The organism is Halobacillus sp. ABA4_118 (assembly GCF_056160205.1).
Genome location: NZ_JBSWWS010000001.1, coordinates 1,663,041 through 1,679,943, shown reverse-complemented (window position 1 = coordinate 1,679,943; position 16,903 = coordinate 1,663,041). Strand labels below are relative to the sequence as shown.

At 48.9% G+C, this 16,903-nt stretch carries 13 protein-coding genes, 12 tRNA genes and 3 rRNA genes; 2 read left to right on the top strand and 26 right to left on the bottom strand.

Annotated elements, in window-relative coordinates:
• Window positions 1-8: 8 nt before the first annotated feature.
• The 17 genes from rocF to ACXAGL_RS08270 all read right to left on the bottom strand — a co-directional run bounded on the left by rocF (window position 9) and on the right by ACXAGL_RS08270 (window position 8,051).
• The gene (gene rocF, locus ACXAGL_RS08350; RefSeq protein WP_474970259.1) at window positions 9-911 is read right to left on the bottom strand and encodes an arginase; all 903 of its coding nucleotides are present in this window, start codon (window positions 909-911) and stop codon (window positions 9-11) included.
• A gap of 233 nt (window positions 912-1,144) precedes the next feature.
• Window positions 1,145-1,220 (bottom strand) — tRNA-Ala (locus ACXAGL_RS08345).
• A 3-nt stretch (window positions 1,221-1,223) separates the two neighbouring features.
• Window positions 1,224-1,298, bottom strand: a tRNA-Gly gene (locus ACXAGL_RS08340).
• Between the two features lie 10 nt (window positions 1,299-1,308).
• Window positions 1,309-1,381 (bottom strand) — tRNA-Lys (locus ACXAGL_RS08335).
• A gap of 90 nt (window positions 1,382-1,471) precedes the next feature.
• Window positions 1,472-1,546 (bottom strand) — tRNA-Gln (locus tag ACXAGL_RS08330).
• A 113-nt stretch (window positions 1,547-1,659) separates the two neighbouring features.
• Window positions 1,660-1,745 (bottom strand) — tRNA-Tyr (locus tag ACXAGL_RS08325).
• A gap of 10 nt (window positions 1,746-1,755) precedes the next feature.
• Window positions 1,756-1,831, bottom strand: a tRNA-Thr gene (locus tag ACXAGL_RS08320).
• A 7-nt stretch (window positions 1,832-1,838) separates the two neighbouring features.
• Window positions 1,839-1,914: transfer RNA gene (locus ACXAGL_RS08315), tRNA-Val, on the bottom strand.
• Between the two features lie 4 nt (window positions 1,915-1,918).
• A tRNA-Glu gene (locus ACXAGL_RS08310) sits at window positions 1,919-1,993 on the bottom strand.
• 19 nt (window positions 1,994-2,012) lie between these two features.
• Window positions 2,013-2,084, bottom strand: a tRNA-Thr gene (locus ACXAGL_RS08305).
• 3 nt (window positions 2,085-2,087) lie between these two features.
• Window positions 2,088-2,162 (bottom strand) — tRNA-Asn (locus tag ACXAGL_RS08300).
• 38 nt (window positions 2,163-2,200) lie between these two features.
• Window positions 2,201-2,314, bottom strand: a 5S ribosomal RNA gene (gene rrf / locus ACXAGL_RS08295).
• 201 nt (window positions 2,315-2,515) lie between these two features.
• Window positions 2,516-5,432, bottom strand: a 23S ribosomal RNA gene (locus tag ACXAGL_RS08290).
• Window positions 5,433-5,594: 162 nt separating this feature from the next.
• Window positions 5,595-5,670 (bottom strand) — tRNA-Ala (locus ACXAGL_RS08285).
• A 9-nt stretch (window positions 5,671-5,679) separates the two neighbouring features.
• Window positions 5,680-5,756 (bottom strand) — tRNA-Ile (locus ACXAGL_RS08280).
• A gap of 86 nt (window positions 5,757-5,842) precedes the next feature.
• Window positions 5,843-7,407, bottom strand: a 16S ribosomal RNA gene (locus ACXAGL_RS08275).
• The 16S, 23S and 5S rRNA genes sit together here with 12 tRNA genes alongside, the layout of an rRNA operon.
• 422 nt (window positions 7,408-7,829) lie before the next feature.
• Window positions 7,830-8,051, bottom strand: a complete 222-nt coding sequence (locus ACXAGL_RS08270; protein WP_027953383.1) for a hypothetical protein — start codon at window positions 8,049-8,051, stop codon at window positions 7,830-7,832.
• Window positions 8,052-8,171: 120 nt separating this feature from the next.
• On the opposite strand from ACXAGL_RS08270, the gene pdaB reads away from it, so the two are divergent.
• Window positions 8,172-8,930 carry a polysaccharide deacetylase family sporulation protein PdaB gene (pdaB, locus tag ACXAGL_RS08265; RefSeq protein WP_474990759.1) on the top strand — a complete coding sequence of 253 codons (759 nt, stop codon included), beginning with the start codon at window positions 8,172-8,174 and terminating at the stop codon, window positions 8,928-8,930.
• 35 nt (window positions 8,931-8,965) lie between these two features.
• Here the strand turns inward: pdaB and ACXAGL_RS08260 are convergent, their stop codons facing one another.
• Window positions 8,966-9,571 carry a KinB-signaling pathway activation protein gene (locus ACXAGL_RS08260; RefSeq protein ID WP_474990757.1) on the bottom strand — a complete coding sequence of 202 codons (606 nt, stop codon included), beginning with the start codon at window positions 9,569-9,571 and terminating at the stop codon, window positions 8,966-8,968.
• A 137-nt stretch (window positions 9,572-9,708) separates the two neighbouring features.
• Between ACXAGL_RS08260 and gerD the strand changes: the two genes are divergently transcribed.
• Window positions 9,709-10,347: a spore germination lipoprotein GerD gene (gerD, locus tag ACXAGL_RS08255; protein ID WP_474970256.1), complete on the top strand. Its 639-nt coding sequence runs from the start codon at window positions 9,709-9,711 to the stop codon at window positions 10,345-10,347.
• A 45-nt stretch (window positions 10,348-10,392) separates the two neighbouring features.
• Here gerD and ACXAGL_RS08250 read toward each other — a convergent pair whose 3' ends face one another.
• From ACXAGL_RS08250 to ACXAGL_RS08215, 8 genes are all read right to left on the bottom strand, one after another.
• Window positions 10,393-11,445 carry an Mrp/NBP35 family ATP-binding protein gene (locus ACXAGL_RS08250; RefSeq protein WP_474970255.1) on the bottom strand — a complete coding sequence of 351 codons (1,053 nt, stop codon included), beginning with the start codon at window positions 11,443-11,445 and terminating at the stop codon, window positions 10,393-10,395.
• Between the two features lie 74 nt (window positions 11,446-11,519).
• Complete coding sequence (cwlD, locus tag ACXAGL_RS08245; RefSeq protein ID WP_027953388.1) at window positions 11,520-12,248, bottom strand: N-acetylmuramoyl-L-alanine amidase CwlD; 729 nt, start codon at window positions 12,246-12,248, stop codon at window positions 11,520-11,522.
• Window positions 12,249-12,438: 190 nt separating this feature from the next.
• The gene (gene rpsI, locus ACXAGL_RS08240) at window positions 12,439-12,831 is read right to left on the bottom strand and encodes a 30S ribosomal protein S9 (protein WP_027953389.1); all 393 of its coding nucleotides are present in this window, start codon (window positions 12,829-12,831) and stop codon (window positions 12,439-12,441) included.
• A 17-nt stretch (window positions 12,832-12,848) separates the two neighbouring features.
• Complete coding sequence (rplM, locus tag ACXAGL_RS08235) at window positions 12,849-13,286, bottom strand: 50S ribosomal protein L13 (RefSeq protein ID WP_474970253.1); 438 nt, start codon at window positions 13,284-13,286, stop codon at window positions 12,849-12,851.
• Between the two features lie 225 nt (window positions 13,287-13,511).
• Complete coding sequence (truA, locus tag ACXAGL_RS08230; protein WP_474970252.1) at window positions 13,512-14,252, bottom strand: tRNA pseudouridine(38-40) synthase TruA; 741 nt, start codon at window positions 14,250-14,252, stop codon at window positions 13,512-13,514.
• 15 nt (window positions 14,253-14,267) lie between these two features.
• Complete coding sequence (locus ACXAGL_RS08225; RefSeq protein ID WP_474970251.1) at window positions 14,268-15,065, bottom strand: energy-coupling factor transporter transmembrane component T family protein; 798 nt, start codon at window positions 15,063-15,065, stop codon at window positions 14,268-14,270.
• A complete protein-coding gene (locus ACXAGL_RS08220; RefSeq protein WP_474970250.1) occupies window positions 15,058-15,927 on the bottom strand; it encodes an energy-coupling factor ABC transporter ATP-binding protein in 870 nt (289 codons plus the stop codon). Before ACXAGL_RS08220 ends, ACXAGL_RS08225 begins: the two co-directional genes overlap by 8 nt.
• On the bottom strand, window positions 15,903-16,742 hold the full coding sequence (locus ACXAGL_RS08215) for an energy-coupling factor ABC transporter ATP-binding protein (protein WP_474990755.1): 840 nt from the start codon (window positions 16,740-16,742) through the stop codon (window positions 15,903-15,905). The genes ACXAGL_RS08220 and ACXAGL_RS08215 overlap by 25 nt, the downstream gene beginning before the upstream one ends.
• Window positions 16,743-16,903 lie beyond the last annotated feature (161 nt).

Sequence of the window (16,903 nt, the reverse complement as noted above, 5' to 3'; positions counted from 1 at the left end):
GATCGAACTTATTTCAGAGTTTCTCCAAATAAAGAACCCATCAAACCGACCGCTACGCCGGCGGTTTTATTTTTTTCATCAAGGATAGGATTGACTTCCACAAATTCTGCGGAGGTAATCATTTCCGATTGATGAAGCATCTCCATAGCCAGATGACTTTCCCGATAGCTCAGGCCGCCCATAACAGGTGTCCCGACACCCGGCGCATCATTTGGGTCCAGACCGTCCAGATCAAGGCTGAGGTGCACGCCGTCTGTCCTGTCCTTCAAATAGTCCACGGCTTCTTCAATGACTTTAGTCATTCCCATACGATCCACTTCATGCATCGTATAGACTTTGATTCCCTGCTCCTTAATCAGTACTTTCTCTCCTTCATCCAGAGAGCGGGCACCGATGATGACAATGTTCTCAGGCTTAATCTTAGGAGAATAGCCATGGATACCCGTAAGCTTTTCATGCCCGATCCCCAGACTTGCTGCCAGCGGCATGCCATGAATATTTCCGGACGGTGAACTGTCCGCTGTATTTAAATCCCCGTGAGCGTCATACCAGATCACTCCGAGATTATTGTAGTGTTTTGCGACTCCTGCAAGAGTCCCCATAGCAATACTGTGATCTCCTCCTAATACAAGAGGGAAACGGTTGTTTTCGATGACCTGATCGACCGCTTCAGCCAGTCTGCTCGTTCCTTCAGCTATTTCGTGAAGGTTCCTGAGGTTATCATGCTTTACATCCGTCTGATGCTTCGGACGAGGAATCTCAATGTCTCCTAGATCTTCAATGGTATAACTCAACTGCTCTAGACGTTCAACCATCCCTGCATACCGGATAGCACTTGGACCCATATCGACTCCTCTGCGCATTTGACCAAGATCCATGGGTACTCCGATTACTGAAAGCTGTTTATTCATTAAAGTTCCTCCTTTTTACACTATTTTCATTGTATCCGTTTTATTAAAGATGACTCAACTGGACATCATTGTGTATATATATACGTTATTTCCTGCCTTATAGTGGTAATCATGCATGTTTACAAGCTGCCTGCCAAAACAACGGATCACCAGATATAAAAAAAGCCTGACAAGTTCTATGTCAGGCTTTCTATCGTATAAAAGATCACCAGGATCTATTTGGTTCTATGTAATGGTGGAGCCTAGCGGGATCGAACCGCTGACCTCCTGCGTGCAAAGCAGGCGCTCTCCCAGCTGAGCTAAGGCCCCATATGGAGCGGGAGACGGGATTCGAACCCGCGACCCCCACCTTGGCAAGGTGGTGTTCTACCACTGAACTACTCCCGCGAAAAAGAGATGAGCCATGAAGGATTCGAACCTTCGACCCTCTGATTAAAAGTCAGATGCTCTACCAGCTGAGCTAATGGCTCCTATGAAGAATGATACTCGTTTTTTATGAGCAATGCGCTCAATATATGGAATATGCTCAACACATGGTAGTCTTATTCTTAAAGGAAATATGGCTGGGCCAGCTGGATTCGAACCAGCGCATGACGGTACCAAAAACCGTTGCCTTACCGCTTGGCTATGGCCCAACAAGTACAAAATTAGTATAACCAACTTAAGAATATTATACAATCATGTGGAATTTTTTCATAAAAAATAGCTGATGATTAAGTCAGCTTCTTATGAAACAATAAAATAAAAATGGTGGAGGGAGTAGGACTCGAACCTACGAACCCGATGGGAGCGGATTTACAGTCCGCCGCGTTTGGCCAACTTCGCTATCCCTCCACTTGAAAAGTGGTGCCGGCCAGAGGACTTGAACCCCCAACCTACTGATTACAAATCAGTTGCTCTGCCAGTTGAGCTAGGCCGGCTAAAATATGGTGGAGGATGCAGGGATCGAACCTGCGACCCCTTGCTTGTAAGGCAAGTGCTCTCCCAGCTGAGCTAATCCTCCATATTGGTGACCCGTACGGGATTCGAACCCGTGTTACCGCCGTGAAAGGGCGGTGTCTTAACCACTTGACCAACGGGCCAGTCGTACAAAACCTTCAGAGCTTCCAGCCGGATTTGAACCGGCGACCCCTTCCTTACCATGGAAGTGCTCTACCACTGAGCTATGGAAGCAAGTGGCTCCAACGGTAGGATTCGAACCTACGACCGATCGGTTAACAGCCGATTGCTCTACCACTGAGCTACGTTGGAATCATAAAAGTCTTCAAAACAATAAGGAAAGAGAATCAATGTGGCAGCGTCCTACTCTCACGGGGGTAAACCCGACTACCATCGGCGCTGAAGAGCTTAACTGCTGTGTTCGGCATGGGAACAGGTGTGACCTCTTCGCCTTCACCACCACATCAATATAAAGTTTGAGGTGAACCCTCAAAACTGGATAAGGAAACAACTATTGATTAAAACGCGATTCACGAAGTTCAGTCCGGCTGCAGCTCCTAAATCCTCGCTGTTCTAAGCACACCTTCTTCAAGACTGAAAAACACAGCCTTTACGAATGTTTGCTTAGCCAGTCGGATTTGACCAGTCGCTTTCGCCTTCTTCATATAGATAAGTCATCGATCCATTAGTATCCGTCAGCTCCACGTGTCACCACGCTTCCACCTCGGACCTATCAACCTCATCGTCTCTGAGGGATCTTATCTGCTCGAAGCAGAGGGAAATCTCATCTCAAGGGGGGCTTCATGCTTAGATGCTTTCAGCACTTATCCCGACCACACGTAGCTACCCAGCGATGCTCCTGGCGGAACAACTGGTACACCAGCGGTGTGTCCATCCCGGTCCTCTCGTACTAAGGACAGCTCCTTTCAAATTTCCAACGCCCACGACGGATAGGGACCGAACTGTCTCACGACGTTCTGAACCCAGCTCGCGTACCGCTTTAATGGGCGAACAGCCCAACCCTTGGGACCGACTACAGCCCCAGGATGCGATGAGCCGACATCGAGGTGCCAAACCTCCCCGTCGATGTGGACTCTTGGGGGAGATAAGCCTGTTATCCCCGGGGTAGCTTTTATCCGTTGAGCGACGGCCCTTCCATACGGTACCGCCGGATCACTAAGCCCGACTTTCGTCCCTGCTCGACTTGTAGGTCTCGCAGTCAAGCTCCCTTGTGCCTTTACACTCTGCGAATGATTTCCAACCATTCTGAGGGAACCTTTGGGCGCCTCCGTTACTCTTTAGGAGGCGACCGCCCCAGTCAAACTGCCCACCTGACACTGTCTCCGGACCGGATTACGGTCCTGGGTTAGAATGTCCGTACAGCAAGGGTAGTATCCCACCAGCGCCTCCACCGAAGCTGGCGCTCCGGTTTCCAAGGCTCCTACCTATCCTGTACAAGCTGTACCAACATTCAATATCAGGCTGCAGTAAAGCTCCACGGGGTCTTTCCGTCCTGTCGCGGGTAATGTGCATCTTCACACATAGTATAATTTCACCGGGTCTCTCGTTGAGACAGTGCCCAAGTCGTTGCACCTTTCGTGCGGGTCGGAACTTACCCGACAAGGAATTTCGCTACCTTAGGACCGTTATAGTTACGGCCGCCGTTTACTGGGGCTTCGGTTCAACGCTTCGCATAAGCTAACGCATCCCCTTAACCTTCCAGCACCGGGCAGGTGTCAGCCCCTATACTTCGCCTTACGGCTTCGCAGAGACCTGTGTTTTTGGTAAACAGTCGCTTGGGCCTTTTCACTGCGGCTCCTCGGCAGAGGAGCACCCCTTCTCCCGAAGTTACGGGGTCATTTTGCCGAGTTCCTTAACGAGAGTTCTCCCGCTCACCTTAGGATACTCTCCTCGCCTACCTGTGTCGGTTTGCGGTACGGGCACCTCTTTCCTCATTAGAGGCTTTTCTTGGCAGTGTGAAATCAGGAGCTTCGGTACTATAGTTCCCTCCCCATCACAGCTTGACGTTGCCGGACGGATTTGCCTATTCCGACCGTCTCACTGCTTGGACGTGCACATCCAATGGCACGCTCTCCCTATCCTCCTGCGTCCCCCCGTCATTCAAACGGAAAGGAGGTGGTACAGGAATATCAACCTGTTGTCCATCGCCTACGCCTTTCGGCCTCGGCTTAGGTCCCGACTAACCCTGAGAGGACGAGCCTTCCTCAGGAAACCTTAGGCATTCGGTGAAAGAGATTCTCACTCTTTTTTCGCTACTCATACCGGCATTCTCACTTCTAAGCGCTCCACCAGTCCTTACGGTCTGACTTCGCAGCACTTAGAACGCTCTCCTACCACTGATCATAAGATCAATCCGCAGCTTCGGTGGTGTGTTTAGCCCCGGTACATTTTCGGCGCAGAGTCACTCGACCAGTGAGCTATTACGCACTCTTTGAATGATGGCTGCTTCTAAGCCAACATCCTGGTTGTCTAAGCAACTCCACATCCTTTTCCACTTAACACACACTTTGGGACCTTAGCTGGCGGTCTGGGCTGTTTCCCTCTCGACCATGAACCTTATCACCCACGGTCTGACTCCCAGAACAAAGTCTATGGCATTCGGAGTTTGACTGAATTCGGTAACCCGATAGGGGCCCCTCGTCCAATCAGTGCTCTACCTCCATGACTTTCTATTCTGAGGCTAGCCCTAAAGCTATTTCGGAGAGAACCAGCTATCTCCGTGTTCGATTGGCATTTCACCCCTACCCACACCTCATCCCCGTAATTTTCAACTTACGTGGGTTCGGGCCTCCAGTCAGTGTTACCTGACCTTCACCCTGGACATGGGTAGATCACACGGTTTCGGGTCTACGACCGCATACTCACTCGCCCTGTTCAGACTCGCTTTCGCTGCGGCTCCGCTTCTGCTGCTTAACCTCGCATACGGTCGTAACTCGCCGGTTCATTCTACAAAAGGCACGCCGTCACCCATTAACGGGCTCCGACTACTTGTAGGCACACGGTTTCAGGTTCTATTTCACTCCCCTTCCGGGGTGCTTTTCACCTTTCCCTCACGGTACTGGTTCACTATCGGTTACTAGGGAGTATTTAGCCTTGGGAGATGGTCCTCCCGGATTCCGACGGAATTCCTCGTGTTCCGCCGTACTCAGGATCCACTCCGGAGAGAGGAAGATTTCGACTACAGGGCTGTTACCCTCTTCGGCTGATCTTTCCAGATCGATTCGTCTATCTTCCTCCTTGATAACTCCAAAGGAGTGTCCTACAACCCCAGAAAGCAAGCTTTCTGGTTTGGGCTGATTCCGTTTCGCTCGCCGCTACTTGGGAAATCGCGTTTGCTTTCTCTTCCTCCGGGTACTTAGATGTTTCAGTTCCCCGGGTCTGCCTTCCTATACCTATGTATTCAGTATAGGATACTGTCCCATTACGAACAGTGGGTTTCCCCATTCGGAAATCTCCGGGTCAAAGCCTGCTTACGGCTCGCCGGAGCATATCGGTGTTAGTCCCGTCCTTCATCGGCTCCTAGTACCAAGGCATCCACCGTGCGCCCTTATTCACTTAACTATCTTCGTGAAAAGACGTTTATATAAATCAATTAGATGTCTTGTCATCATGATCTCATCGCTAGATGAGTCATAATTCCTTATCCAGTTTTCAAGGTTCAATTCATTTTAAGGTTACATATAAAACACAACATGAACGCTTGTGTTTTATGGAACATTTAAATGGTGGAGCCTAGCGGGATCGAACCGCTGACCTCCTGCGTGCAAAGCAGGCGCTCTCCCAGCTGAGCTAAGGCCCCATTTTTGAATGGTGGGCCTGAGTGGACTTGAACCACCGACCTCACGCTTATCAGGCGTGCGCTCTAACCAGCTGAGCTACAGGCCCATTCAACAATGGAGAACATGCTATTTTCATAGTTTGATCTCTCAAAACTGAACAACCAACACAGTACGTTTCCGTAATATCCTTAGAAAGGAGGTGATCCAGCCGCACCTTCCGATACGGCTACCTTGTTACGACTTCACCCCAATCATTGGCCCCACCTTCGGCGGCTGGCTCCAAAAAGGTTACCTCACCGACTTCGGGTGTTGCCAACTCTCGTGGTGTGACGGGCGGTGTGTACAAGGCCCGGGAACGTATTCACCGCGGCATGCTGATCCGCGATTACTAGCGATTCCGGCTTCATGCAGGCGAGTTGCAGCCTGCAATCCGAACTGAGAATGGTTTTATGGGATTTGCTACACCTCGCGGCTTCGCTGCCCTTTGTACCATCCATTGTAGCACGTGTGTAGCCCAGGTCATAAGGGGCATGATGATTTGACGTCATCCCCGCCTTCCTCCGGTTTGTCACCGGCAGTCACCTTAGAGTGCCCAACTGAATGCTGGCAACTAAGATTAGGGGTTGCGCTCGTTGCGGGACTTAACCCAACATCTCACGACACGAGCTGACGACAACCATGCACCACCTGTCACTTGGTCCCCGAAGGGAAATCCCTATCTCTAGGGAGGTCCAAGGATGTCAAGACCTGGTAAGGTTCTTCGCGTTGCTTCGAATTAAACCACATGCTCCACCGCTTGTGCGGGCCCCCGTCAATTCCTTTGAGTTTCAGCCTTGCGGCCGTACTCCCCAGGCGGAGTGCTTAATGCGTTAACTTCAGCACTAAGGGGTGGAAGCCCCCTAACACCTAGCACTCATCGTTTACGGCGTGGACTACCAGGGTATCTAATCCTGTTTGCTACCCACGCTTTCGCACCTCAGCGTCAGAAACAGACCAGAGAGTCGCCTTCGCCACTGGTGTTCCTCCACATATCTACGCATTTCACCGCTACACGTGGAATTCCACTCTCCTCTTCTGTCCTCAAGTTCCCCAGTTTCCAATGACCCTCCACGGTTGAGCCGTGGGCTTTCACATCAGACTTAAGGAACCGCCTGCGCGCGCTTTACGCCCAATAATTCCGGACAACGCTTGCCCCCTACGTATTACCGCGGCTGCTGGCACGTAGTTAGCCGGGGCTTCCTCGTCAGGTACCGTCAAGGTACCGCTCTATTCGCACGGTACTTGTTCTTCCCTGACAACAGAACTTTACGATCCGAAGACCTTCATCGTTCACGCGGCGTTGCTCCGTCAGACTTTCGTCCATTGCGGAAGATTCCCTACTGCTGCCTCCCGTAGGAGTCTGGGCCGTGTCTCAGTCCCAGTGTGGCCGATCACCCTCTCAGGTCGGCTACGCATCGTTGCCTTGGTGAGCCGTTACCTCACCAACTAGCTAATGCGCCGCGGGCCCATCTGTAAGTGATAGCGAGAAGCCATCTTTCAACTTATCTTCATGCGAAGAAAAGTATTACCCGGCATTAGCCCCGGTTTCCCGGGGTTATTCCGATCTTACAGGCAGGTTGCCCACGTGTTACTCACCCGTCCGCCGCTCGTTCCACGAGCTTCACCCCGAAGGGATCCGCTCGCTTCCCGCGCTCGACTTGCATGTATTAGGCACGCCGCCAGCGTTCGTCCTGAGCCAGGATCAAACTCTCCATAAAAGTAGTTTGACTTGCTCATTTGCACACCGAATGTGCTTGTTTCAAATTTCTTCATTAAAGAAGAAATGTTTTGACGTACTGGTTGGTTCGTTCAGTTTTCAAAGATCAAATGTTGTCTGCCGTTTGAAAACAGCGACTTAATCATCTTAACATGTGTTGTTTTTCGTGTCAACAACTTTTTTCATGAAGTTGAGAAAGCGTTTGGCTGTCGTTTTCGGCGACAAGTAATAATTTATCATGTGTGGGAAGTAGTGTCAACAACTTTTTCAAATCAATTTCAATTCAATTTCAAACTGATTGGCAAGTCGTTTTGTTTCCCGACAACGTTTAATAATATAGCACAGGTTAAAAAACAAATGCAATACTTTTTAATGTTTTTTTAATAAAAAAATCCTGTGCGGATGACAGGATTTATCGAGCTGTTAGTTCTGCTTCTTTTTCCTTGGCATATACTGCAGGCATTCTTCCCTTGCGGCAAAGCGTCGGAAGATCTGAAAAAGCACTTCATACCTTTCTTCCATCGCCTGCTTCATTCCCTGATCAATCCGGTGATCACCCATATCAAAAGTGATCTCTTCCATTTCCCGCTTTAATAAGTACTCTATTTCACGACGCTCCTGTTCATTAATAATTAACCCATGCATCTGAAAGTACCTCCCTGATAAACGACTCTATTTATTTCTACCCTAATTTCATTGTTTTTAGCATAGGTTGTCCGCTTTTTCATATGTATAGAACATATTGGTAGGAAAGGAAGTCGATCCATGAGCTTTTACACGTGGAAAACAGAAAGACTTAAGCGTTACGGCATTATCGCTCTTCTTGCTTTATTTTGTGCTTTCGCCCTGTGGATCGGCCGCTGGGAGCAGCTGCCCGCTTTCTCTAATAATGGGGAGCCGCGCGCTCTTACACAAGGGAGCAGCGATCAGGACCATATCGCGCTGACCTTTAACATCAGCTGGGGAACGGAAAAGGTCAATGAAGTGTTAAAGCAGCTGGAAGCCCACCAAGTCCAGGCTACATTCTTCCTGAGCGGCGAATGGGCGGAGAGACACCCGGATATCGTCAAAACCATTCAGGAAGGAAAGCATGAAATCGGGATGATGGGCTACACATATGAGAGCTACCTTGAGAAAGAACCAGACCAGGTAGCCGGCGATTTGAAAAAGGCAGATGAGGTGTTTGCCAAGCTTGGCTTTGAAGACATGCAATGGATCCGGCCTCCGCATGGTCATATGAATAAAGAAGTGTTAAAAACCATCGAACAAAACGATTTGCAGGCCGTCCAGTGGAGTTTGAATCCAAGGGACTGGGAAAATCCAGGCACCAACGCCATCATCGATGCCGTGTTAAACGAAAGCTCTAAAGGAGATATCATTGTTATGCATGCTTCCGATTCGGTCAAACAGACGCCTAAAGCCCTTGAGGTCATTCTCCCCGGATTGAAACAAAAGGGCTTTTCCTTCGTCAGTATCACCGAATTAGCAAGTGGCGGCGAAGCCAGGACGAGTCAGATCCAATAATAAAAGAAAGCCGCCGTAGGATACGGCGGCTTTTGTCAGGCATTTTCACTACGGGCAGGCCCCGTAAGGCGATGCAGCAGAAGAAGCTGATAGGCATTGCAGATAAATAAAGGAATGACCATCAACCATACATAATCACTCCCTGCCGCTCTAAGTGCCGGCACCCATTCCACCGTTGTAACGACAACCATAAAGAATAGGGCGGGGATAAATGCATGGGCATTTGTCTCTTTTGTTTTAATGTAAGCAACAATCACCGATAGAACCAAAAGCGCAGCCGCTGTCACAACATATCCCCAGACAGATGCCCCATTTTCAGCCGCCTGATATCGAAAATACACCAAATCAAAAAGAGTAAAGGCAATTAAAAACAGCTGTACCGGTGTCCATACAGAACGGAACAGGCCCTTTCCAAATTGATTGACGGTCAAATAGGCGAAGAAACCCATTTGACTGATGATACTGAATATAAAGCCCATACCCGCAAAAAATAAAAGCAGACCGAACAGCTCAAATAATTGAAAGGGCTGCCAAAACTCGGCGTACGAATCAAATTTAAAAAAGAAACTGGCCGCCAGGGTCACCCCGCCGCCGATCCATAACGTTGATAAAAATAACTGTACCCATTTACGACTGTTCACAAGCGCTCCCCCTATATGTACAAAACTTTCTCCCCGTATTTTATCATGAAGCCTGTCTCTTTGCCTCCGAACGTATAAAATTTGTCGAAACGCGAATAGTAAGGCTATGGAGAACATAAGAAAGGGGACATGCAATGATGTCCAGACTCCGTATATTGCTGCCCGTTCTCGTTCTTGTTTTCCTGGCCGCTTGTAATGGTTCATCAGGAGCAAGTGAACAGGCGGACTACGATACCACCAAGAAAATGATGGTCGATATCCTCAAGTCCGATGATGGAAAAAAGGCGATGACTGAAGTCCTTTCCGATGAGGAGATGCAGCAGTCCATGGCTTTAGAGTCCGAAGTCGTCTCTCAAGCTGTCCAGCAGACGTTGATATCTGAAGAAGGTAAAGCTTTTTGGAGCAAGCTTTTTTCAGACCCTGCGTTCGTCCAGGAATTCAGCAAAGTTCTGGAGGATCAGCAGAAAGAATTGATGAAAGGGCTCATGAAAGATGCAGAATATCAGAAGTTGATGATCGATATTTATAAAAACCCTGAAATGATGGAGCAGATGGTAACTGTCATGCAGGGACAGAAGTTCAAGGCACACTTGGAGACCACCATCGAGGAAACGTTGAATAGTCCTGTCTTCCAGGCAAAAATGACTGAAACACTGTTAAAAGCCGCAGAGGAAATGAAAAGCGGGGAAGAACAAGGCGGCGATTCCGAGGAAAGCGGCCAGCAGAGTGGCGGAAGTCAATCTGAAAGTGGCGGCGAAGAAGGACAAAGCGGTTAAGTCTATAAAAAATCACGCGCCCCGTGAAGGGACGCGTGGTTTTTATTAATATTTATCAATGACTTTAGCGGCCATATTCCGATAAATGACACCGATCGGGTGATCCGACTGATAAACAGAAGGAGCAAAGACTTCTTCTTCCTCATATGGCTGTTGAAGTGGCACGTGGCCAAGTACAGCTGTCTGCAGCGTATCCGCAAGCTTCACTCCGCCTCCACGGCCGAAGATGAACTCTTTGTTTCCTGTTTCTTTACTTTCAAAGTAAGCCATGTTCTCCACAACACCAAGAATCTCGTGTTCCGTCTTAATCGCCATCTGACCAGCACGCGCGGCTACGAAAGCAGCTGTCGGGTGCGGGGTCGTTACGATGATTTCCTTGGAAGAAGGAAGCATCGAATGGACATCCAGCGCTACATCTCCCGTACCAGGCGGCAGATCTAGAAGCAGGTAGTCAAGGTCTCCCCACTCCACTTCCTTAAAGAAGCTTGTCAGCATTTTTCCAAGCATCGGTCCACGCCAGATGATCGGAGAGTTATCTTCCACAAAGAAACCCATGGAAACGACTTTCACTCCAAATCGTTCAACAGGAATGATTTTTTCCCCGCGGACGACCGGACGCTCTTCCACGCCCATCATATCCGGAACACTGAAACCATAGATATCCGCATCAATGATGCCGACTTTCTTCCCAAGACGTGTTAAGGCTACGGCAAGGTTCACCGTTACGGTTGATTTACCCACCCCGCCTTTACCGCTGGCGATGGAAATGAACTTTGTATTCGTATTGCCGCTCAGTAAAGAGGCATCCTCCGACTGCTGATCGGCCGGCTGTAATTTCTGAATAACCTCATCCGGAAGCTGATCAAAACGAAGACCGACTGTCGCCGCTCCCCCGCTTTTCAGGGCATTGACGATGGTCTGTTGCAGTTCCATCTGCTCCGCTGTATTCGTCTTTCCAATCAGAATCTTCACGCTGACATGATTTTTTTCTTCCTTGATTTTTACTTCTTCCACTCCACCGGTTTCTTCCAGTGTTTTATGTAAAAATGGATCTTGAATAGGGTTCAGGATTTCTAGTACTTTCTCTTGTGTCAACAAGCCGGTTCACCATCCTTAGAAAATGATCGTTTCCTGTAGTATAACATACATGAAACGCTTTCTAAGTGATTTGCTCACGATCCATTTTCCTCAGGGAAATCCCGTTCCGTGACAAAACGCAGCACCCCTTGATAGATCGAAGCAGCCATCTGCCTTTGATAATCGTCTGATTTCAATAGTTCCCGTTCACGGTCGTTGGACAAAAACCCCGCCTCTACAAGGGCGCCGGGAGCCTGTGCATGCTTCAGGATATAGATATTGCTGAGCCCGAGAGCCTCGCGCTTTGTATTACCCATGTTGGATTGTATTTCAGCTTGAATGAACTTGGCGAGATATTCACTTTCCTCGCTTTCCGGATAATAAAACGTCTGTGCCCCGCTCCACTTATCAGATGGAATGGCATTCAAATGCAGACTTAAGTATAAGTCCGCTTCTTTTTCTTCGATAAACTCCACTCTATTACGTATATCTTCCGATTTCCTCCTGGAAAGACCGGATGTTCCCTCCGAAGCAAGATCAGCATCTTCGTACCTCGTCATATATACAAGGGCCCCTGCCTGCTGGAGGTAATCCTGCAGGTATTCCGCCATCTTCAGGGTGATGATTTTTTCCTCTGTACCATCCCCGCCTACCGCCCCACCATCCGGACCGCCATGTCCCGGGTCAAGAACGATCACTTTTCCGGAAAGCGGCGATGACCAAACCGTCCATGCATCCTTCACTTCCTGAATCGGATAGGAAACCATGCACACAAGGACAATCACACCAGCCAGCCACAAAAAGGTCTTCAATCGTCGACTCACAATCGCTCACACTCCCTTGTACTTCCCCTGAATCATTGTATGGGACAAGAGACAAAAATATGAGCAGGTCAACCTCAGCTACCAGCTTGGAAACTGAACGCAGGAACTGGAGGATACACCCTGAACGTATAGGAAAGCAAAAAAAGACTCCCGACCATAATGGTCGGGAGTCTTTCGGATCGTCCAAAACTTAACGCTTGGAGAATTGTGGCGCGCGACGAGCACCTTTAAGACCGTATTTCTTACGCTCTTTCATACGTGCGTCACGAGTCAATAGACCTGCGCGTTTAAGTGGTGTACGGTATTCTGGGTCAGCTTTAAGCAATGCACGGGCGATACCGTGACGGATTGCTCCTGCTTGTCCTGTGAATCCACCGCCGTCTACGTTTACGTAGACATCATAGTTACCTTCAGTTTCTGTTACAGCAAGAGGCTGTTTAAGAATCATACGAAGGGTTTCATATGGGAAAAAGTCTTCAGCATCACGTTTGTTAACTACTACACGACCAGTTCCTGGAACAAGACGTACACGAGCTGTTGAGCTCTTACGACGACCAGTACCGGAGTATTGTACTTGTGCCACTAGATTACCTCCTTTAATTATCCGCGAAGTTCGTAAACTTCTGGTTGTTGTGCTTCATGTTTGTGCTCAGATCCTGCAAATACATGAAGTTTCTTGCCCATTTTACGTCCAAGACTTCCTTTTGGAAGCATGCCTTTAACAGCAAGTTCAAGCATCTGCTCTGGATATTTCGTACGCATTTCGTTAGCCGTACGGGACTTCAGACCACCAGGGTGGTTGGAGTGACGATAGTAAACCTTATCGTTGATTTTGTTACCTGTTAGTTCGATCTCACCAGCATTGATGATGATGACGTGGTCACCAGTGTCAACGTGTGGTGTGTATGTTGGTTTGTTCTTACCGCGAAGGATCGCAGCAACTTCGCTCGCTAAACGGCCGAGTGTCTGCCCTGCAGCATCCACAACATACCATTTACGTTCAACGTTGTTTTCATTTGCCATGAAAGTTGTGCGCATATCGGTTTCCCTCCTGAAATGTTTTATTATCACATAGACTGATTAACTGCTTTATCATTTATCTCAAAGTACGATTAGTTTTCCGGGGCTAACCGTGGTACAGAAATAAAATGCCATAGAATATAATATAACACTCTATATTCATGTGTCAAGGGAATGCACACCTGGATTCGTTGTTTTTTTCTGAGACAGAGGACCCAATGAATGGAAAATGTTCAGAACCTCTTAATAATCGACCTTCCATAGGAACAACCCTTGAGGAGGAGCCGTCCGGCCTGCCGCTTCCCGTGTGCGGGCTTTTAAGATAACAGGAATATCCTCCGGGGCACGCTCTCCTTTTCCTATTTCGAGAAGTGTGCCGACAAGAATCCTTACCATATTATATAAAAATCCGGATCCCTTAAAGGTGAACACCACTTCTTCTCCACGACTTTCTACATCCGCTTTGAAAATCGTGCGCACCTTGCTCCCCTTAAGATCTGTCTTCGGTGAACAGAAGGATGTAAAATCATGCTCTCCTTCGATATAGCCGCACGCCTTTTTCATAGCTGTGATGTCAAGGGGAGCTTTGACGTGAGAAGTGTAGTGACGGCGGAAAAGATCTGGATCAGGGTGATTCCTCACAAAATACCGGTATTCTTTTCCGGTTGTATCATACCTGGCATGAAAACCACCGGACGGCTGCTCAGCTTCTTTCACCTGAATGTCATCCGGCAGCATGGAGTTCAGCGCCCGCCGCCAGTTACTGACGGGAATCTCAAGCGGTGTATCAAAATGAATCACCTGCCCGACAGCATGCACACGGGCATCGGTTCTGCCCGAAGCCGTCACCTTTACGGTATTTCCTTTATGAATCTTTTTTAAAGCCTTCTCAAGCTCTGCCTGAATCGTGCCGCCATTCGGCTGAACCTGATAGCCTGCGTAACCGGTGCCATCATAGGCGATGGTCATACGTATACGATTCATACCCAGCACCTCCGATCATGAACGGGTCAGGAAGAGAGCTGCGGCCAGCAGAATGAAAACAGCAAAGAGCAGCCAGTCCCTTCGCTCCAGTTTTAATTCTCTCAGCTTCGTTCTTCCTTCGCCCCCTTGATACCCACGCGCTTCCATCGCCATAGCGAGCTCCTCTGCGCGTTTAAAGGCACTGACGAACAAAGGGACCAGCAGAGGTACAACGGCCTTCACACGGTCTTTAAAAGCGCCTGTGCGGAAGTCTACACCTCTTGAGGCCTGTGCCTTGGATATCTTTTCTGTCTCCTGCATCAATGTTGGGATGAAACGCAGGGAGATCGACATCATCAGCGCCAGTTCATGGACAGGGAATTTCACTTTTTTCAAAGGACCCAGCAGCTCCTCAATGGCATCGGTAATCTCAATCGGCGTCGTCGTCAACGTCAGCAGGGAGGTAACGAGAATCAACAGGAAGAACCTCAGGGAAATCGCTGCCCCCTGGATCAACCCTTCCTCATAAACCGCCCAGCCGAACAGGCTGAACGCAACCTCCCCTTCCCTTGTCACGAACAAGTGAAGGAGAAACGTGAAGATCACCAGGAACCAGACCGGCTTCAACCCCTTCATGATGTAGGAAAATGGAACTTTCGATAAAACGGCACTCGAAAGAGCGAACAAGGCGAGCACCCCATAACTCATAACAGAGTTAGCAAAAAAGACGATCACGACATAAAAAAAGATGACAGCGATTTTGGAGCGGGGATCCAGGCGGTGAATAACAGAATCCGATGGAATGTATTGACCGATAATCAGGGAACTACTCATGATCGCCGCCCCCCTTCACTTTCAGGGCTATTTCCTTTGCTAACTCCGCTATCGTCTGGCCTTCGTATTCAAGATCAAGGCCGTAATCCCGGGCCATTTTCAAAAAGGAAACGACTTCCGGTACATCCAGCTGCACATCTTCCAGTGCCTGCTGCTGCTTAAAAATCTCCAGCGGGGACCCTTCCCTGTAAACCTTCCCTTGATTCATGATGATAATATGATCGGCATAGGCAAGAGCATCCTCCATACTGTGGGTTACAAGCACGGTTGTAAGACCCTTATCCTGATGCAGGTGATAAAACATATCCATGATTTCCTTACGCCCGTTCGGATCAAGTCCGGCGGTCGGTTCATCCAACACAAGCACTTCAGGAGCCATGGCGAGAACACCGGATATGGCAACTCGGCGCATCTGTCCTCCGCTTAAATCAAAGGGAGAGCGTTCCAGAAGCTCTTCCGGCAGTTTTACCGCCTGGACCGCTTCTTTCGTCCGGCGTTTGATTTCGTCCTGTCCAACTCCGAAATTCTGCGGACCGAAGCCGATGTCTTTTTCCACAGTTTCTTCAAACAACTGGTGCTCAGGATACTGGAACACGACGCCGACGTTTTCCCGAAGCTTCATCAGCTGTTTGTTTTTCTGCCCGGCTGCCATCGTATACGGGCCCACCTGCACCTGCCCTTCTGTCGGCTGAAGCAGCCCGTTCAGGTGTTGAATCAATGTGGATTTACCTGACCCGGTGTGACCGATGACCGCTACAAAAGAACCGGATTGGATGGTAAAGGACAAATCATCCAAAGCTCTGTGTTCGAATGGTGTATTCGGCTGGTACGTATAACTTACATGATCGAACGTGATGTCCATAATTCCTCCAACAACTCCTGGTGATTCAATGGCTCACGGGTAAGCGGCACACCCTCTGCTTTCAGGTGGTCGGCCAATTTACTAACAAATGGAGTATCCAAGCCAATTTCTTGTAAGTGTTCTTTTTTGGAAAATACGTCTCTAGGAGATCCCTGCATCCAAACCTCTCCCTTATTCATGACAATCACCCTGGAAGACTGAGTAACCTCATGCAGATCATGAGTGATGGTAATCAGGGACAGGTCCCGTTCTTCCTGAACGCGGTGGACCGTGTTCATAATTTCCATGCGGCCTTTCGGGTCGAGCATAGCAGTGGCCTCATCAAGAATGATGAACTTCGGTGACACGGCAAGGACACTCGCGATAGCTACCCGCTGCTTCTGTCCGCCTGACAGACGGTGCGGTTCCTGCTGCTCATAATCAGCCATCCCTACGGCTGAGAGGCTCTCTTTGATCCTTTCAAGCATCAACTCCCTGGGCATGCCGTGATTCTCCATACCAAAAGCGACATCATCTTTCACAGTAGTCCCGACAAACTGGTTGTCCGGATTTTGAAAGACCATGCCTACCTGTTTTCTAACATCCCAGATGGTTTCTTCGTTGACGGGCATCCCATCTACCAGGATTTCCCCTTCCTGTGGAAACAGCAGTCCATTCATTAATTTCGCTATGGTCGACTTTCCTGAGCCGTTATGACCGATTACAGCCACCCATTCATCCGGTCCGATTGTAAAGCTTACGTTCCTCAACACCCAGGGCATGTCCTCCTGGTAGCGAAAAGATACGTTCCGGAACTCGACTTGTCTCTCTCCCATCTCTGTTCCTCCTCTGCTCAGCTGACGATTTCCCGGGAAATATGACACCATTCCCCGTTATAAAGAGAATTTCCCTTTCATAACGGGAGGTATTCCCGCATCGGTATAAAAAAGTATAAAAAAAGGGCTGGATGTAACCTCATAATGAGATTCACTCCTGC